Here is a 14,863-nt window from a genome sequence, read left to right on the forward strand (position 1 = left end):
CTAAGGATATTAGTTTTGATCGCTAGTACCGCCGTGACCGTTAGTTTCGCCGTCTAAAACGTACTGCCAAGCGCTTCTGACGAGGGCATTTCGGTTGCCATTATCTGCAAGTGCACGTCTGGCATGTGTTGGAGGTGATTGGCTAACCAGTGAATTAATCTTGGCTGTAGCGCTTGGCGTAAATCAGCCAAGGTGGCCGCTTCTATCTCTTCCAGCTGGTCATCTAGCCATTCGCTGAAACTGTCTTCGTCAAGTGGGCTGGTCGCGCTAGCATCCAGCATTAAACGGCCAATCCGGCACCAGCCAGTGTCGGTAGCCGTAACGGGAAGCGCCAAAAACAGGCTGCCGCGTCGTGTCGAGTGAGAACCTGTCTCAAGCCCTGGATGAGGCACAACGCTATTTTGGTTAACGATACAGGGAGGCTGTGGGTGGCGAGCTTCGCAACGTAACCCTAGATTGTCGAACGCCAGCATGTCGCCATTTACCGGAGCGAGCGGGGCGTTAATGCCGAGGCTGGCGGCAATTTCCTGATGGGCGGCCTGGTGACGAGCTTCACCGTGAACTGGCAGCAATGTTTTTGGGCGAACCCATTGATACAGTTTTCTTAGCTCATCTTCAGCAGGATGCCCGGTAGCATGTAGTTCTGGATGGTTCATTTCATCGAAAATTACTACCCCAAGCTGCGCTAGACGTTTTTTAAGCTGTTCAATAGGGCGCTCGTTACCAGGTATAGCTTTGGCAGAAAAAATAATACTATCGCCAGGCTCGAGATCAACAAACGGATGCCTGCGCTGTGCTAAACGCTGTAGCGCGGCACGCGGTTCGCCTTGGCTGCCTGTGGCAATAATCACAACTTCTTCTGGCGGCAGATAGCCTAGATCATGGGGCGGCACTAACGGCGGAAAGTCGTCTAGATACCCCAGCCCTCTTGCCACGCTCACCATACGCTCCATTGAGCGACCCATAAGACTGACCCGTCGGCCGCATTGTTGCGCAGCCAACCCAATGGCTAATACACGGGCGAGGTTGCTCGCAAAACATGATACAACGACGCGGCCTGTGCACTGTCTTAAAGTATGGGCAAGTGCCTTTGCTACGTCTCCTTCACTGCCAGAATGACCGGGCATCGGGGCATTGGTGGAATCGCCTACGACCAAATCAATAGGTGCGAGTGCACGAAATTGAGCAGCGTCAATGGGCATGCCGATTAACGGGTTAGGATCTAATTTCCAGTCTCCTGTGTGCAGTACGCGATAGTCACCTGCCTGCATTAGAATTGAGCAGCTTTCAGGAATTGAGTGGGTGACCGAAAGGTAACGCAGCGTAAAAGGGCCAAGTTCCATGGCATCGCCCGGCTCCACAACCTGAATGGCAGCGCTGCTAAGCTGGTGCTCTGCGAACTTATGACGCAGCAAGCCCGCTGCTAGCGGTGTTGCAAAAATAGGGCAGTTCCACTTAGGCCAAAGCCATGCCACAGCGCCAATATGATCTTCATGGCCGTGAGTAATGTAGAGAGCCTTAGGGGTAATGCTTAACGCTGCTAGTGTCTCTGTATTGGGCACCTGCAATGGGGAGTTAGGTAGATCTTGACGAATCATCATGCCGCAGTCGACGGCGATCCACGTATCGTCGTATCCATACAGCGTAAGATTCATTCCAATTTCACCACACCCACCTAGCGGCAGTAAGTGCAGCGGTGGGCGACGGCGGGGACGAAGTTGAACGCGTGGTGGATGCATCAGTAATGAAAAGCCTAAAAAGTAAGACCTTAACTATACGGGAAGGCAGGGGCGGGTAACAATCATCACGGCACTCAGCTGCGGTGCTTCCTTGCTATGCATAAGGTACACTATTTCACTTATATACAGTTTTCCTACTGATGGTAGGGGCTTGTCGAACGTGCCGTTAAAATATGTCAAGAGTGTTTATTTATGTCTCATTATTACCGTTTGGTGGTCTCTTGCCCTGATCAAGTGGGCATTGTGGCGCGTGTCTCAAGCTTTATTGCTCAGCAAGGTGGTTCTATTACTGAGGCAAGCCAGCACTCTGATCTTGAGACTGGTCGCTTTTTTATGCGTTATGAAATTCTGGCAGATTCGCTAGGTATGTCAGCAGAGGCGCTGCGTAGTGCGTTTGAGCCAGTGGCAGAGGCCTTTCACATGCAGTGGTCGCTGGTTGATACTCAAAAACGCAGGCGTGTGGTGTTAATGGTGTCGCGTGAGTCTCACTGCCTAGTTGATTTACTGTACCGTTGGCAGGCTGGTGAACTTGACTGTGATATCGTTGGGGTAATTTCAAACCACGAGGATATGCGATCTCTTACTGAATGGTATGGCATTCCATACCATCATGTGCCCGTTGATCCTGATAACAAGCAGGCTGCTTTCGAGCAAGTTCAAGCGCAGATAGATAGTGCCCGGGCTGACTGTGTGGTGCTGGCGCGTTATATGCAGATTTTGCCGCCTTCTCTCTGCTCACGATACGCAGGTCGAGTGATTAATATTCACCACAGTTTTTTACCCTCTTTTGCCGGTGCTAAGCCCTATCATCAAGCTTATCAGCGAGGAGTTAAGCTGATTGGGGCCACCTGTCACTATGTTACCGAAGAGTTGGATGCTGGGCCGATTATTGAGCAGGATATTCATCGGGTAAGTCACTGTCATACGCCAACAGATCTCGTGCGTTTTGGGCGCGATGTTGAAAAAGCCGTGTTGGCTCGCGGTTTGCGGTGGCACTTAGAAGATCGAGTGCTCATCCATGGTAATAAAACGGTGGTTTTTAGTTAATTACGAATAGGGACTGCCATGTCGTTTGCGCAGAGTGTTTTAGCCCCCTGGGCGTTGATATTGACTTGGTTGCTATCGCTTAGCATGCTTGTATGGATGCTGTGGCTTCGACCATGGCAGGCTCTGTTTGACGATGTGGCACTTCAGCACCGCTGGCTAGCAGCAACGGTAACGGTGGTGTTGATGTGGCAGCTGCGTGCTCAAGCGGTCGACTGGCTAACGTTACACTTAGTATTTACCGTCTTAATGACGCTGGTCTTCAAAATGCCGCTTGCGCTAATTAGCAATATACTGATTAACGTTGCGATGTGCGCTATTGGCCGCAACGAGTGGGCATTACTTGGGGCCAACGTGTTGGTAACCGGTATTGTCCCTGCAGTTATTACCGGGCTGGTATGGCGTTTAGTTGATCGACGGTTGCCGGATAACCTAATGGTGTTTCTATTTGCATGTGGCTTCTTTGGCGCTGCGCTAGCGACATTGGGTGGCGGTTTATCAGCGGTATTGTTAATAGTCGTTGCAGGTACTGATCCCGAGGCGATTTATTTAGCTCAAGAGTATGCGCGCTTTCTACCACTACTCATGCCCTCGGAAGCCTTCATTACTGGCATGCTGTTGAGCATTTTGCTGGTGTACCACCCGGGTTGGGTAGCGACCTTTAATGACCACCGCTATATAGATTCTCAATGATACTCCAGTAATGCTGAGGCATCCTCTATCGATTGCCTCAGCATTATTTACACTTTCTTATCCAAGCGCTTGGCCATTGCCGCCACGGATGACACCGACACCGACCCCTTCAATATCTAGCTGCTGCGTACGCAGATCAATTTCAATTGGTGCGAAATCACTATTTTCTGCCATCAACGTCACTGTATGCCCTTGACGTTTAAAACGCTTAACGGTCACTTCATCTTCCAGCCTTGCTACCACAATCTGGCCATCACGAACGCGATCAGTCCGATGCACAGCAAGCAGATCACCTTCTAATATGCCGATATCTTTCATGGATAAACCACGCACCCTAAGTAGGTAGTCTGCTTTAGGGGTGAAATATTCAGCCGGTAGCGGACAATAACGATCAATATGTTCAGCCGCTAAAATTGGGCTTCCTGCGGCAACTTCTCCAATAACGGGCAGGCCGTTATGTGGTAGTGGCTCTGCCTGCGCAGGGAGTGTTGTGGCAGGAACATCGCTTATCTCTTGGGGTTCTTGATTAGGTAAGCGTATCCCTCGCGAGGTATTGCGAATAATGCGAATGGCACCTTTGCGCTCAAGTGCTCTCAGATGCTCTTCGGCCGCGTTAGGTGAGCGGAATCCCAGTGCTTTTGCAATTTCCGCTCGGGTAGGTGGATAGCCAAATTCACCCATTGTTTTAACAATAAAATCAAAAACATGTTGCTGGCGCGCGGTAAGTGGGCGTGACATAACAACCTCCAAAAATTGGACAAGACAGTAACTACCTGTCGGCTTAAACAGTATGTGGTTAAGTATACAGTATGTTGCTCTGTCCAGTACATGGTAGAGCGCCCTACAGTGGCGCTATCGGTGGCCTCTTATTGGTAAGGAGATCTATACGAATGAGCGTGGTGTTATCTCAGTAGCGTATCAATTGTAGTGTTCGGCAGGCGTTTGAATATGCGCTTAAAGCGTCTGTTAGCGTTGAACAAAAAGCCAACGATAAGTGATTGAGCCAACTTACGTTATGGCATAGTATTTAACGATGTTTTAAACACTCGTTTTCTGGAGGGCGCTATGGCGCAATCTGATACGGTAACGCGTATCCTTGATACTGCAGAGGTACTATTTGCTGAGCGCGGGTTTGCTGAAACGTCGCTGCGCAATATTACCAGCAAAGCGCGGGTCAATTTGGCTGCTGTTAACTACCACTTTGGCTCTAAGAAAGCACTTATCCAAGCGGTGTTTGCACGTTATTTAGATCCGTTTTCTGAGCGCTTTCATACTGCGCTTGATGAGCTTGAAGCGCACTATCACGGTGATGTAATACCCCTTGAAGTATTGTTGGAAACAATGGCGAGCACGGTGCTGACGGTACCTGCTGAGCGTAATAGTCTGAAGGTCTTTATGCGTCTCTTAGGGTTGGCGTATAGTCAGGCACAGGGTCATTTGCGACGTTACATTCAGCAGCAGTATGGCGATGTCTTTACCCGTTTTACAGAACTTGTGCGTCAAGCAACGCCTGATTTGCCTGATGCTGAACGTTTCTGGCGGCTGCATTTTATGCTTGGTACCGTGATCTTTACGCTGTCTGGGCTAGATGCACTGCGAGACATTGCTGCCAAGGATTATAATGAGCAAGTAACGGTAAGGGATTTAGTGAGACGCTTACGCCCAGTGGTGGTTGCCGCTATGAATGCGCCGCTGCCACCTGCCGCTGACGAAGGACATTATGCGAACACCCACGCTAGCTGAACTGCCGCCATTGGATGAAGGGTGGATAGAAATCAATATCCAGCAACAGCAATTGTGCTATTGGATAGGGCGCACGCCGCAATATACGTGCGCTGTATCAACGGGTGAAAAAGGCGTCGGGCAGCAGGAGGGAAGTGGTCAAACGCCTCGTGGGTGGCACTATATCCGTGCGTCAGTTGGTGACGGTCTACCTGACAATGCGGTTTTTCGTGGGCGTCGATGGACGGGAGAGGTATTTTCGGCAGCACTCGCGGAGAAATTTCCTCATCGTGATTGGATATTAACGCGTATTTTGTGGCTTTGTGGTTTAGAACGGGGTCTTAACCGAGGCGGTAGTGTTGACTCTCAGCGTCGCTATATCTATTTGCATGGCACGCCACCCGACCAACCAATGGGTATCGCTGCGTCACATGGCTGCATCCGGCTGCGTAATAGTGATCTGCTTTTTCTATTTAAGCACGCCCGACCTGGTACACCTGTCTGGCTTCATGATGGTCAAGCCTAGTCGATTCATTACTGATTTTTTGACACACGATGCTGATCAACTAAAATCAGTCACCCTTTTGTTGGATCCATCACAATGACTCACTCTTTAGGCCCGGTCATGCTCGACCTAGAAGGGCCACGATTAACGCAAGCTGAAAAAAATCTTTTGATGGACCCTGCAGTGGGTGGTGTCATTCTATTTGCTAGAAATGTCGAAAATGCTTACCAGGTCCGAAAGCTTTGCAGTGATATTCGTCGCGTCCGCAGCGAGCTTTTGCTTGGCATTGATCAAGAAGGTGGCCGGGTTCAACGTATCAAAGAAGGTGTTACTCATCTTCCTGCTATGTCGCGTATTGGTGAACAATTTGTTGATGATCCAACGACAGGACTCACGTTAGCTAAAGATACTGGCTGGCTACTGGGTATGGAAATGGCTGCTTGTGGTCTTGATATTAGTTTTGCGCCTGTCTTAGATGTTGAAAGTGGCATATCCACTGTTATTGGGAATCGCAGCTTCAGCGCTGACCCTGCCCATGTCGCGCTTTTGGGGCAGAGTTTTATTAATGGCTTGCATGAAGCAGGTATGGCTGCGGTAGGGAAACACTTTCCTGGTCACGGGGGTGTTGCCGCTGACTCTCATGTAGCGCTACCGGTAGATGATCGCCCCCTGTCAGTGATTAAACAGCATGACCTTGTTCCGTTTAGTCAGCTGGCGGCACAGCTTGATGGCATCATGCCTGCCCACGTTATTTACAGCGCATTTGATTCCCGTCCGGCTGGTTTTTCGCCTAATTGGCTGGGTATGTTAAGAGAGTCCCTAGGATTTAAGGGCTGTATTTTTTCCGATGATTTAAGCATGGCAGGTGCCCATGAGGCTGGTGATCCAAAGGCGCGCGCTAGCGCTGCGCTAGCCGCAGGCTGCGATATGTTGCTGGTCTGTAATGATCGCTCAGCTGCGTTAGAAATTGTTGAATCATGTCAAGGAATGCAAAGTAAACGACCCACCAAGCTACGCTATGGACGGGCCCGACCAGATCTAGATGCATTAACTGCATTAGGTCGTTGGCGCCGCACCCACGCTAAATTAGAGGCGTTGGCTACCTAGTTACCTACCCTTTCTAACATCATTTAATTGTTAATCTCTTCCTGGAGTAACCCAATGTCTAAATTGGATAAAGAGGCGCTTGAGTCGCTTGACTCAATGCGTGAGCTGATGGATAACGCTGACTGCTTAATTTCCCAAGAGCAGGTAGAGCGTGCGCTGGATCGAATGGCTGAAGCGATTAGCAAAGATCTAGGGGATAAACTGCCGGTTTTTTACTGCGTTATGAATGGTGGTTTAATTACCACAGGACATCTGTTAACACGACTTGGTTTTCCGCTGGAAGTAGACTATTTACATGCAACGCGGTACCGCAACGAATTGCGTGGTGGCGAGCTTTTCTGGCGCGTTTCACCAGAAATCCCCATGGCAGGGCGTCACGTCGTCATCGTCGATGACATTCTTGATGAAGGGTCAACATTGGCGGCCATACTCGCCTATTGCGAGGAAGCCCAAGCAGCAAGCGTCACCACGGCTGTACTAGTAGACAAACAGCACGACCGTAAAGCAGTACCTGGCTTAAAAGCCGATTACTGTAGCCTTGAAGTCGCCGATCGTTACGTTTTCGGCTTTGGCATGGACTACAAAGGCTACTGGCGTAACGCCCCTGGGATATTTGCTCCTAAGGGCATGTAGTTAAGTTGAGATCTTAATAAGCCCAGTGCATTACATTGGCACTTTTTTAGGCTTAGCGAGGTGAAAAACGCCTCGTTAAGCCTGTTTCGGCAATCATACGCGTTGAAATCTCTTCTACCGAGAAGCGCGTTGTATCGATAAACGGGATATGCATCGAACGGTAAAGCGATTCTGCTTGACCAACTTCTTGTAAACATTGATCCATTGAGCTGTAACGGCTATTTGGGCGCCGCTCATTGCGAATCGCTGCTAGTCTGCGGGCATCAATTGTCAGGCCAAATAATTTATGGCGATGCGGTGCTAGCACTTTAGGTAGCTTCAAGCTGCCATCTTCATCCAGGTCATCTTCAGTCAATGGGTAGTTAGCTGCTCGTATGCCAAACTGAAGCGCTAAATAAAGAGACGTGGGCGTTTTACCGCAACGAGAGACGCCGACCAAAATAATATCGGCTTTATCGTATTGATGGGTGCGAGCACCGTCATCATTATCTAGTGCAAAGTGTACTGAATGGATGCGATCCATATAGACATCATCGCTACCAATTGAGTGCGTCCTGCCAACACTATAGGAAGAGTGCGTTTCTAATTCTTGTTCGAGCGGCTCTAGAAAGGTAGAGAAAATATCTACCTTAAATCCAGAGGCTTGCCGAATAACATTGCGAATGTCCTGATCTACGATGGTGTCAATAATAATAGGACGGTGACCATCGCGGTTAGCAGTAGACTCGATTATTTCTGCTAATGCCTGTGCCTTTTCTAACGTGTCGATGTAAGGCTTGGTTAACATATTAATTTCAACATCACTAAATTGGGCCAAGAGGCTACGCCCAAGGCTTTCCGCAGTAATGCCAGTGCCATCTGAAATAAAAAAAGCTGTACGCTTCATAACCAAGTCCACCAGTAAATAGAACGCCTATTGTGGGTTGCACCGCGGATTAGCACAATATTTGGTGCTTAATTCTGCGTGCTTTTCGTGCCCACTACATAAAAAGCTATTTATAGCGTTTTGTTGTAAAAAACCTCCACTCCGTTCGCTATTAGACCAATGGCGAATGCTGTATGGCAATGCTAGGGTGGCATTGTCTATAAGAGTCGGCCTACCGGGTCGCGAAGCAGTCTAAAAGCGAGGGGGTTGCGTGGAAGAGTACATTCTATGGTTCGATCAGCTAGGTATGGCAGACGTCGAACGCGTGGGTGGTAAAAACGCTTCGCTTGGCGAAATGATATCGAATTTGTCGGGTGTCGGTGTGACAGTGCCAGGTGGTTTTGCCACGACGGCTCATGCCTATCGTGAATTTCTCTCTCACGAAGGGTTAAATGATCGTATCAATGCCACCCTTGCTCGCCTTGATGTCGATGATGTTAAAGCGTTGGCCGAGGCTGGAAAAACCATCCGCCAATGGGTTATTGATACCCCACTTCCCCCTGCATTTGAAAACGCGCTACGTGATGCCTATGAGCAGCTTCAAGCCAAACATCCTAGCTTGAAAGTTGCCGTACGCAGCTCGGCAACAGCAGAAGACTTGCCCGATGCATCTTTTGCAGGGCAGCAGGAAACGTTCCTAAACATCGAAGGCTTTAACAATATTAAGCAAGCGGTGCACGAAGTGTTCGCCTCGCTGTTTAATGACCGTGCGATCTCCTATCGCGTTCACCGCGGCTATGCCCATGAAAATGTAGCGCTGTCGGCGGGTGTACAGAAAATGGTTCGTTCCGAGACCGGTGCTTCCGGGGTCATGTTTACTTTGGATACAGAGTCTGGTTACCGCGATGCGGTGTTTGTAACCGCTTCGTGGGGGCTTGGCGAAACGGTTGTTCAGGGGGCTGTTAATCCTGACGAGTTTTATGTGCACAAGCCCACGCTTGAAGCGGGCCGCCCTGCGGTACTGCGTCGCACACTGGGCTCTAAGTTGATCAAAATGATCTACGGCCAAGACGCCAGTGCCGGTAAGTCGGTTGAAACTGTTGACGTGCCACTCAAAGATCGTGGTCGGTTCTGTATTAACGATGAACAGATTATGGATCTCGCGCGGCAAGCCATAACCATTGAAAAGCACTATCAGCGCCCGATGGATATTGAGTGGGCGCTAGATGGCGACGATGGTCAGCTTTACATCGTTCAAGCTCGCCCTGAAACCGTTGTTTCTCAACAAGAAGGCGGTAAATTAGAACGCTTTCACCTGCGTGAGAAAGGACGCACACTGATCACTGGACGGGCGATTGGTCAGCGTATTGGGCGTGGTACGGTAAAAACAGTGCTAAGTCCTGAAGAAATGGACAAGGTTCAAGAGGGCGATATTCTGGTGACCGACATGACCGATCCCGATTGGGAGCCGATCATGAAGCGTGCGTCAGCGATTGTAACAAACCGCGGTGGACGAACCTGTCATGCCGCCATCATTGCCCGAGAATTAGGCATTCCCGCAGTGGTAGGGTGTGGTGATGCGACCACTCAGCTCAAAGAAGGCATGGATGTCACGGTGTCTTGTGCTGAAGGTGATACTGGGCACGTCTATGAAGGGCTTTTGGCATTTGATTGTAAGGTGTCAAGTGTTGATGCAATGCCTGAGATCCCCTTTAAAATTATGATGAATGTGGGTAATCCGGATCGTGCCTTTGGCTTTGCTGGTTTGCCCCATGCGGGGGTTGGTCTCGCCAGGTTGGAATTCATCATCAACCGTATGATTGGTGTACATCCTAAAGCGCTGTTGGATTACGACACGCTGCCTGCCGATCTTCAGCAAGTTATCGATTTACGCACCGCCGGTTACGATGATCCAGTCAGCTTCTATGTTGATAAGCTGGTCGAAGGTATTTCAACACTGGCTGCTGCTTTTCACCCTCAGCGAGTGATAGTAAGGCTTTCTGATTTTAAATCAAATGAGTACGAAAACCTTATTGGTGGCAAACTCTACGAACCCGGTGAAGAGAACCCAATGCTTGGTTTCAGGGGGGCTTCTCGTTATATCTCAGATGCCTTTAGACCCTGTTTTGAGCTTGAGTGCCGAGCGCTTAAGCGGGTTCGTGAAGAAATGGGCTTTGATAACGTTGAAATCATGGTGCCCTTTGTTCGCACCACCGATGAAGCGCGCGAGGTAGTCGAGTTGTTGGCTGCTAATGGCTTGCCGCGGGGCGGTGAGTCTCATCCTGATGGCTTAAAAGTTATCATGATGTGTGAGCTGCCAGCTAATGCGCTACTGGCTGATGAGTTCCTTGAGTACTTTGATGGTTTCTCTATTGGCTCTAACGATTTGACCCAGCTAACACTTGGACTTGATCGTGACTCAGGTATCGTTGCGCACCTGTTTGATGAGCGAAATCCAGCAGTGAAAAAGCTGTTAGCCATGGCCATTAAGGCATGCAAAGCACAAGGCAAGTATGTTGGTATTTGTGGCCAAGGCCCTTCTGATCATCCGGATTTGGCCAAGTGGTTAATGGAGCAGGGAATTGATTCTGTCTCTTTAAACCCAGATGCAGTGCTTGAAACTTGGTTTATGCTGGCAGGTGAAACCATTGAATAATACGTTCTAGCAGCATGACGAATCTAATTCGTATCTTCGCCCGGCCATTGTGCCGGGCGAGTGCGTTTTATAGGCTACGCTTTGACTGAGTTATAGAATGTTGGGGCGTCGTGAGGTTCATACGCGCTAAATCACTGTCGTAGGAGAGAAAAGCATGTTGCCTAAACGGATGTTATCGCTAACGGGCTTAATGTTAGTGCCTCTATATAGCTGGGGGTTTAGTTATGAAGTGCCCTCTATTACTCCTGAAGTAGGATCAGGTTTTGAAGAGAAGCCTGGCTGGGAGGTTTCGACATTTGCGGTAGCGGCAGCAAATCCGTTGGCAACCGATGCGGGTTATCAGGTGCTGAAAGCCGGCGGCAATGCCATTGATGCCGCCGTAGCGGTGCAAATGGTACTGACACTTGTTGAACCTCAGTCGAGTGGTATTGGTGGTGGTGCCTTTTTGATGCATTACGATGGGCATGATGTACAGGCTTATGATGGCCGTGAAACCGCACCTGCGGCAGTGACCGGTGAGCTATTTATCGAGAACGGTGAGCCACTTGAATTTGCCGATGCAGTGGCGAGCGGTTTATCTGTTGGTGTGCCTGGCACCGTACGTATGCTTGAAATGGCGCACGCAGAGCATGGCCAGTTGCCTTGGAAAGAGCTGCTAACCCCTGCCATTACGCTTGCAGAAGAAGGTTTTGGAGTTAGCCAACGCTTGCACACTAGCTTAGCGAATGACACCGCTCTGCGTGATAATGTGCTGGCAAGTGACTTTTACTACACCGGTGACGGGGAGCCGATAGCCGTTGGTGAAACGCTTAAAAATCCTGCATTGGCTGCTATTTTGCGCCGTATTGCCGAAGAGGGTAGCGTCGCGCTTTATGAAGGAGATATTGCAGAAGATCTTGTTGAGCGTGTTCAATCACACCCTGTGCGCCCAGGTACGCTAACGTCAGATGACATGAGTGGTTATGCGGCCCTAGAAAGAGAACCACTGTGCACGCCTTGGCAGCAGTGGGAAGTGTGCGGTTTCCCGCCACCTTCGTCGGGCCACCTGACGGTGATGCAAATTTTAGGCATGCTAGAACAGCAGCCTTTACTGGAAGCGCCGTTAGAGGATGGTGTGAGTAGCAGCGGTTGGCTACACCAGTTTTTAGAGGCGTCTCGCTTAGCATTCGCTGACCGTGGTCGCTATATCGGCGACCCTGACTTTGTTGAGGCACCGGGTGGTGATTGGTCGCTCATGCTAGCACCTGATTATTTAGCTAACCGAAGTGCATTGATTGATGAGCAAAGCATGGGTGGGAGTGCTAAACCAGGTAATCCTGGCGAGCTTTCGATTAGTGTTGCAAGCCAACCTGAGCAGCCTGAGTATGGTACCAGCCACATTAGCATTGTGGATGCAGAGGGCAACGCACTTGCAATGACGACCACCATCGAGCAAGCATTTGGTTCACGTATTTTAGCCGACGGTGGAACTGGGTTGGCGGGTGGTTATTTGCTGAATAATGAGCTGACGGATTTTTCGTTTGTTCCCGAGATAGACGGTGAACCTGTCGCCAACCGTGTTGAGCCTGGCAAGCGGCCTCGTTCAAGCATGAGTCCAACGCTAGTGTTTGATCAAGAAAGTGGAGAGCTAGTGGCAAGCTTGGGCTCACCAGGCGGTGCCGCCATTATTCATTATACTGCTCGCACCTTGGTGGCTATGCGCGACTGGGGGTTGAACGCGCAGGAAGCGCTGAATCTACCTCACGCTATCACTCTGGGTGGTGATGTGTTTATTGAGGAGGGGCGCTTTCCTGAGGAGACGATTGAAGCACTTCGTGAACGTGGGCATACCGTCAACGAGCGTGAGCTTACTAGCGGACTGCAAGCCATTATGCGCTTGGAGGACGGCAGCTTATTCGGGGGCGCCGACCCGCGTCGTGAAGGCGTTGTGATGGGAGACTAATGCTCATCATGATGGGTAACCTATTGCCGTAACCAGTTGCGGAGCTTTACCAACATGAGACCGCCGTCGCTTAATGCGCGGCGGTCTTCTATTAGTTCACTTAAGCGGTCTGGATAGTCGGTGATGATCGCATCAACTCCAAGATCTATGAGGGTAGACATGCGCGTTCGGTCATTAACTGTCCAGGCATGTATTTCGTAATTATAAAGCGCAGCCAAGCGTATTTCTTGCGCTGTGATGCGGTTATGGCGCAGGCCAAGCGCATCAAATTGGCGTCGATCCAATGTGCCAGCCAGTATTAGTTGGGCAAGTAAAGTAACGCGTAAGTCAGGGGCTTGTTGTTTTAAATAGGTAACCATATTGGGCGACATGGTTGCCATCCGCATTTCCAGGAACACATTTGGAAACCCACAGTTCGCATTCGCATTGAGCACGTTATTCTGGGTTGCCCAGCAGCGGTAACGAATGTCGCTTTCTGCCTCAAGGGTTGCTATCACAGCGCGAGCGAGCTTTTCTTCGTCGCCTGGTGATGGCTTCATATCAATCATCAGGCCAGCACGTCCTCGTACTAGCGCCAACGCATCATCTAAACCAGCAATTCTTTCGTCTTGAAAGGCGTCGCCAAACCAGCTGCCTACATCAAATTTGCTCAATTCTGCTCGGGTGAGGTCACCAAATTCTCGTCGATCGCCAGTCAGGCGCGCCAAGCTACGATCATGGTAGAGCAGTACTTGATTGTCAGCACTTAGGCGAACATCCAGTTCTATGGCATCAGAGCCGTCTTCAAGTGCTTGCCTTATTGCCGATAAGGTATTCTCAGGCGCTACCATTGAGCTTCCACGATGGGCAATGACCGCTACGTTATCGCGTATTTCAAAGCTATTGAGTATCCACCAAGCTTGAAGTCCAGCCAGAAGCAGCACGCTCAGCTCAATCGCCCACGCAAGACGACCAGGGTGAGCGTTTTCTGAACGAGGGGAAGGGCGCATTTCGCGATGGGCTAACTGTAAGTAAAGACAGGCGGTTAGCAGCGCATTGGTGGCAATACCTAAAAATGTAATGGTTAACGTAACGAGTACGTAGCTGGTTAAATAAGCCAGCATCGCTGGAACCAACACAGCATTATATTCGGGTAGCCCCCACAAGAGAGGCGTCACAACAGTATCAAATAACCATGTCGAGATTATCGGCAGGCTGATAATGACGATCAGTAGTGTTAACACTGCCGCACCAATCGATCGATGCCAGCCACGAGTTAAATGTACGCTACGCCTCAGTGCTTGGAAGGGTGAACAGTTGTCCAGTGCGACTAAAGGGAGTGCTAGTAACCAGCGCAGGTAGAGCCATGCGGCTAGTCCAAGCCAGATAATGAGTAAAGGCAATGCGCAAGCAATAAAATACCAAAGCGAGGCTGGACGAGTTTGTTGTAAATAGTAAGGATCTATACCGCTTAACCACACATCATAAAGCCACGTTAAGCCCATCATAAAAGGGGCTAAGAGTAGCAAGTGGGAGCCCACCTGAAGAATTACTAGGCCTGCGAGGGCTGGCAAGCGGCGGGTGCTCAACCAAAGTGCTTCAAAGGCGAGTCGGTAATGGTTGTCTTTAGGTCTTACGGCAACTAGCAGCATGCCCGTTTGTTGCCAATAAATTAGTAAGAATGCAAAACCAAGACCCACGAGCATTGCCACTAGGCCTAGGGGGCTAAATAGCAGTGCAAGTAATGCATCATTGGTGACCACTGTTCGATTGAGTTGTGCTAACAATGCCTGAGAAATCCAGGCAATCATCGGCACTAAAAGGGCAGAAGCTAATAGCGTAAAGAGTAGATGGTAGGCAATGAGAGGACGAAGATGGTCGCGTAGGGTGCGAAGTAGGGTGTAGCCCAATTGATTTAGCGGCTGCATGGTCACAATTTTGTCAGAATTTGAGCTACCAGGGTGGCACTATGTGCCAC

General features: G+C 49.9%; 12 protein-coding genes. 8 read left to right on the plus strand and 4 right to left on the minus strand.

The window, feature by feature from the left end; all coding sequences use genetic code 11:
* Positions 1-53: 53 nt before the first annotated feature.
* Positions 54-1,655, minus strand: coding sequence for a ribonuclease J (locus CR46_RS0101405; protein ID WP_030069416.1), 1,602 nt, complete (start codon positions 1,653-1,655; stop codon positions 54-56).
* 276 nt (positions 1,656-1,931) lie between these two features.
* Here CR46_RS0101405 and purU point away from each other — a divergent pair, with 276 nt between their 5' ends.
* Together purU and CR46_RS0101415 are read left to right on the plus strand one after the other, a co-directional pair.
* Positions 1,932-2,786, plus strand: a complete 855-nt coding sequence (purU, locus tag CR46_RS0101410) for a formyltetrahydrofolate deformylase (protein WP_030069418.1) — start codon at positions 1,932-1,934, stop codon at positions 2,784-2,786.
* An 18-nt stretch (positions 2,787-2,804) separates the two neighbouring features.
* Complete coding sequence (locus tag CR46_RS0101415) at positions 2,805-3,476, plus strand: energy-coupling factor ABC transporter permease (RefSeq protein WP_030069419.1); 672 nt, start codon at positions 2,805-2,807, stop codon at positions 3,474-3,476.
* Between the two features lie 57 nt (positions 3,477-3,533).
* Here the strand turns inward: CR46_RS0101415 and lexA are convergent, their stop codons facing one another.
* Entirely contained in the window at positions 3,534-4,214 is a 681-nt protein-coding gene (gene lexA, locus CR46_RS0101420; protein WP_030069420.1) for a transcriptional repressor LexA, read from the minus strand.
* A 327-nt stretch (positions 4,215-4,541) separates the two neighbouring features.
* On the opposite strand from lexA, the gene CR46_RS0101425 reads away from it, so the two are divergent.
* From CR46_RS0101425 to CR46_RS0101440, 4 genes are all read left to right on the plus strand, one after another.
* A complete protein-coding gene (locus CR46_RS0101425; protein WP_030069421.1) occupies positions 4,542-5,219 on the plus strand; it encodes a TetR/AcrR family transcriptional regulator in 678 nt (225 codons plus the stop codon).
* Complete coding sequence (locus tag CR46_RS0101430) at positions 5,197-5,724, plus strand: L,D-transpeptidase (protein ID WP_030069422.1); 528 nt, start codon at positions 5,197-5,199, stop codon at positions 5,722-5,724. Before CR46_RS0101425 ends, CR46_RS0101430 begins: the two co-directional genes overlap by 23 nt.
* Positions 5,725-5,799: 75 nt before the next feature.
* Complete coding sequence (gene nagZ, locus CR46_RS0101435; RefSeq protein ID WP_030069424.1) at positions 5,800-6,810, plus strand: beta-N-acetylhexosaminidase; 1,011 nt, start codon at positions 5,800-5,802, stop codon at positions 6,808-6,810.
* Between the two features lie 54 nt (positions 6,811-6,864).
* Entirely contained in the window at positions 6,865-7,443 is a 579-nt protein-coding gene (locus CR46_RS0101440) for a hypoxanthine-guanine phosphoribosyltransferase (RefSeq protein WP_009723414.1), read from the plus strand.
* Positions 7,444-7,495: 52 nt separating this feature from the next.
* On the opposite strand, the gene ppsR is transcribed toward CR46_RS0101440, so the two are convergent.
* A complete protein-coding gene (gene ppsR / locus CR46_RS0101445) occupies positions 7,496-8,329 on the minus strand; it encodes a posphoenolpyruvate synthetase regulatory kinase/phosphorylase PpsR (RefSeq protein WP_030069428.1) in 834 nt (277 codons plus the stop codon).
* A 250-nt stretch (positions 8,330-8,579) separates the two neighbouring features.
* Here ppsR and ppsA point away from each other — a divergent pair, with 250 nt between their 5' ends.
* Both ppsA and ggt read left to right on the plus strand, forming a co-directional pair.
* Positions 8,580-10,964, plus strand: coding sequence for a phosphoenolpyruvate synthase (ppsA, locus tag CR46_RS0101450; RefSeq protein ID WP_030069431.1), 2,385 nt, complete (start codon positions 8,580-8,582; stop codon positions 10,962-10,964).
* A 154-nt stretch (positions 10,965-11,118) separates the two neighbouring features.
* Positions 11,119-12,906, plus strand: coding sequence for a gamma-glutamyltransferase (gene ggt / locus CR46_RS0101455; protein WP_030069433.1), 1,788 nt, complete (start codon positions 11,119-11,121; stop codon positions 12,904-12,906).
* Positions 12,907-12,926: 20 nt separating this feature from the next.
* Here the strand turns inward: ggt and CR46_RS0101460 are convergent, their stop codons facing one another.
* On the minus strand, positions 12,927-14,813 hold the full coding sequence (locus tag CR46_RS0101460) for a glycerophosphodiester phosphodiesterase family protein (protein ID WP_030069435.1): 1,887 nt from the start codon (positions 14,811-14,813) through the stop codon (positions 12,927-12,929).
* Positions 14,814-14,863 lie beyond the last annotated feature (50 nt).

Origin of the sequence: Vreelandella neptunia, assembly GCF_000712975.1 — a bacterium.
In the GTDB taxonomy this organism is placed as follows: Bacteria; Pseudomonadota; Gammaproteobacteria; order Pseudomonadales; family Halomonadaceae; genus Vreelandella; species Vreelandella qaidamensis.

Bases quoted from the DNA above. Each gene is read 5' to 3' on its own strand.
- CR46_RS0101405 (WP_030069416.1), bottom strand. From the start codon at position 1,655: ATGAATCTTACGCTGTATGGATACGACGATACGTGGATCGCCGTCGAC.
- purU (WP_030069418.1), top strand. From the start codon at position 1,932: ATGTCTCATTATTACCGTTTGGTGGTCTCTTGCCCTGATCAAGTGGGC.
- CR46_RS0101415 (WP_030069419.1), top strand. From the start codon at position 2,805: ATGTCGTTTGCGCAGAGTGTTTTAGCCCCCTGGGCGTTGATATTGACT.
- lexA (WP_030069420.1), bottom strand. From the start codon at position 4,214: ATGTCACGCCCACTTACCGCGCGCCAGCAACATGTTTTTGATTTTATT.
- CR46_RS0101425 (WP_030069421.1), top strand. From the start codon at position 4,542: ATGGCGCAATCTGATACGGTAACGCGTATCCTTGATACTGCAGAGGTA.
- CR46_RS0101430 (WP_030069422.1), top strand. From the start codon at position 5,197: ATGCGAACACCCACGCTAGCTGAACTGCCGCCATTGGATGAAGGGTGG.
- nagZ (WP_030069424.1), top strand. From the start codon at position 5,800: ATGACTCACTCTTTAGGCCCGGTCATGCTCGACCTAGAAGGGCCACGA.
- CR46_RS0101440 (WP_009723414.1), top strand. From the start codon at position 6,865: ATGTCTAAATTGGATAAAGAGGCGCTTGAGTCGCTTGACTCAATGCGT.
- ppsR (WP_030069428.1), bottom strand. From the start codon at position 8,329: ATGAAGCGTACAGCTTTTTTTATTTCAGATGGCACTGGCATTACTGCG.
- ggt (WP_030069433.1), top strand. From the start codon at position 11,119: ATGTTGCCTAAACGGATGTTATCGCTAACGGGCTTAATGTTAGTGCCT.
- CR46_RS0101460 (WP_030069435.1), bottom strand. From the start codon at position 14,813: ATGCAGCCGCTAAATCAATTGGGCTACACCCTACTTCGCACCCTACGC.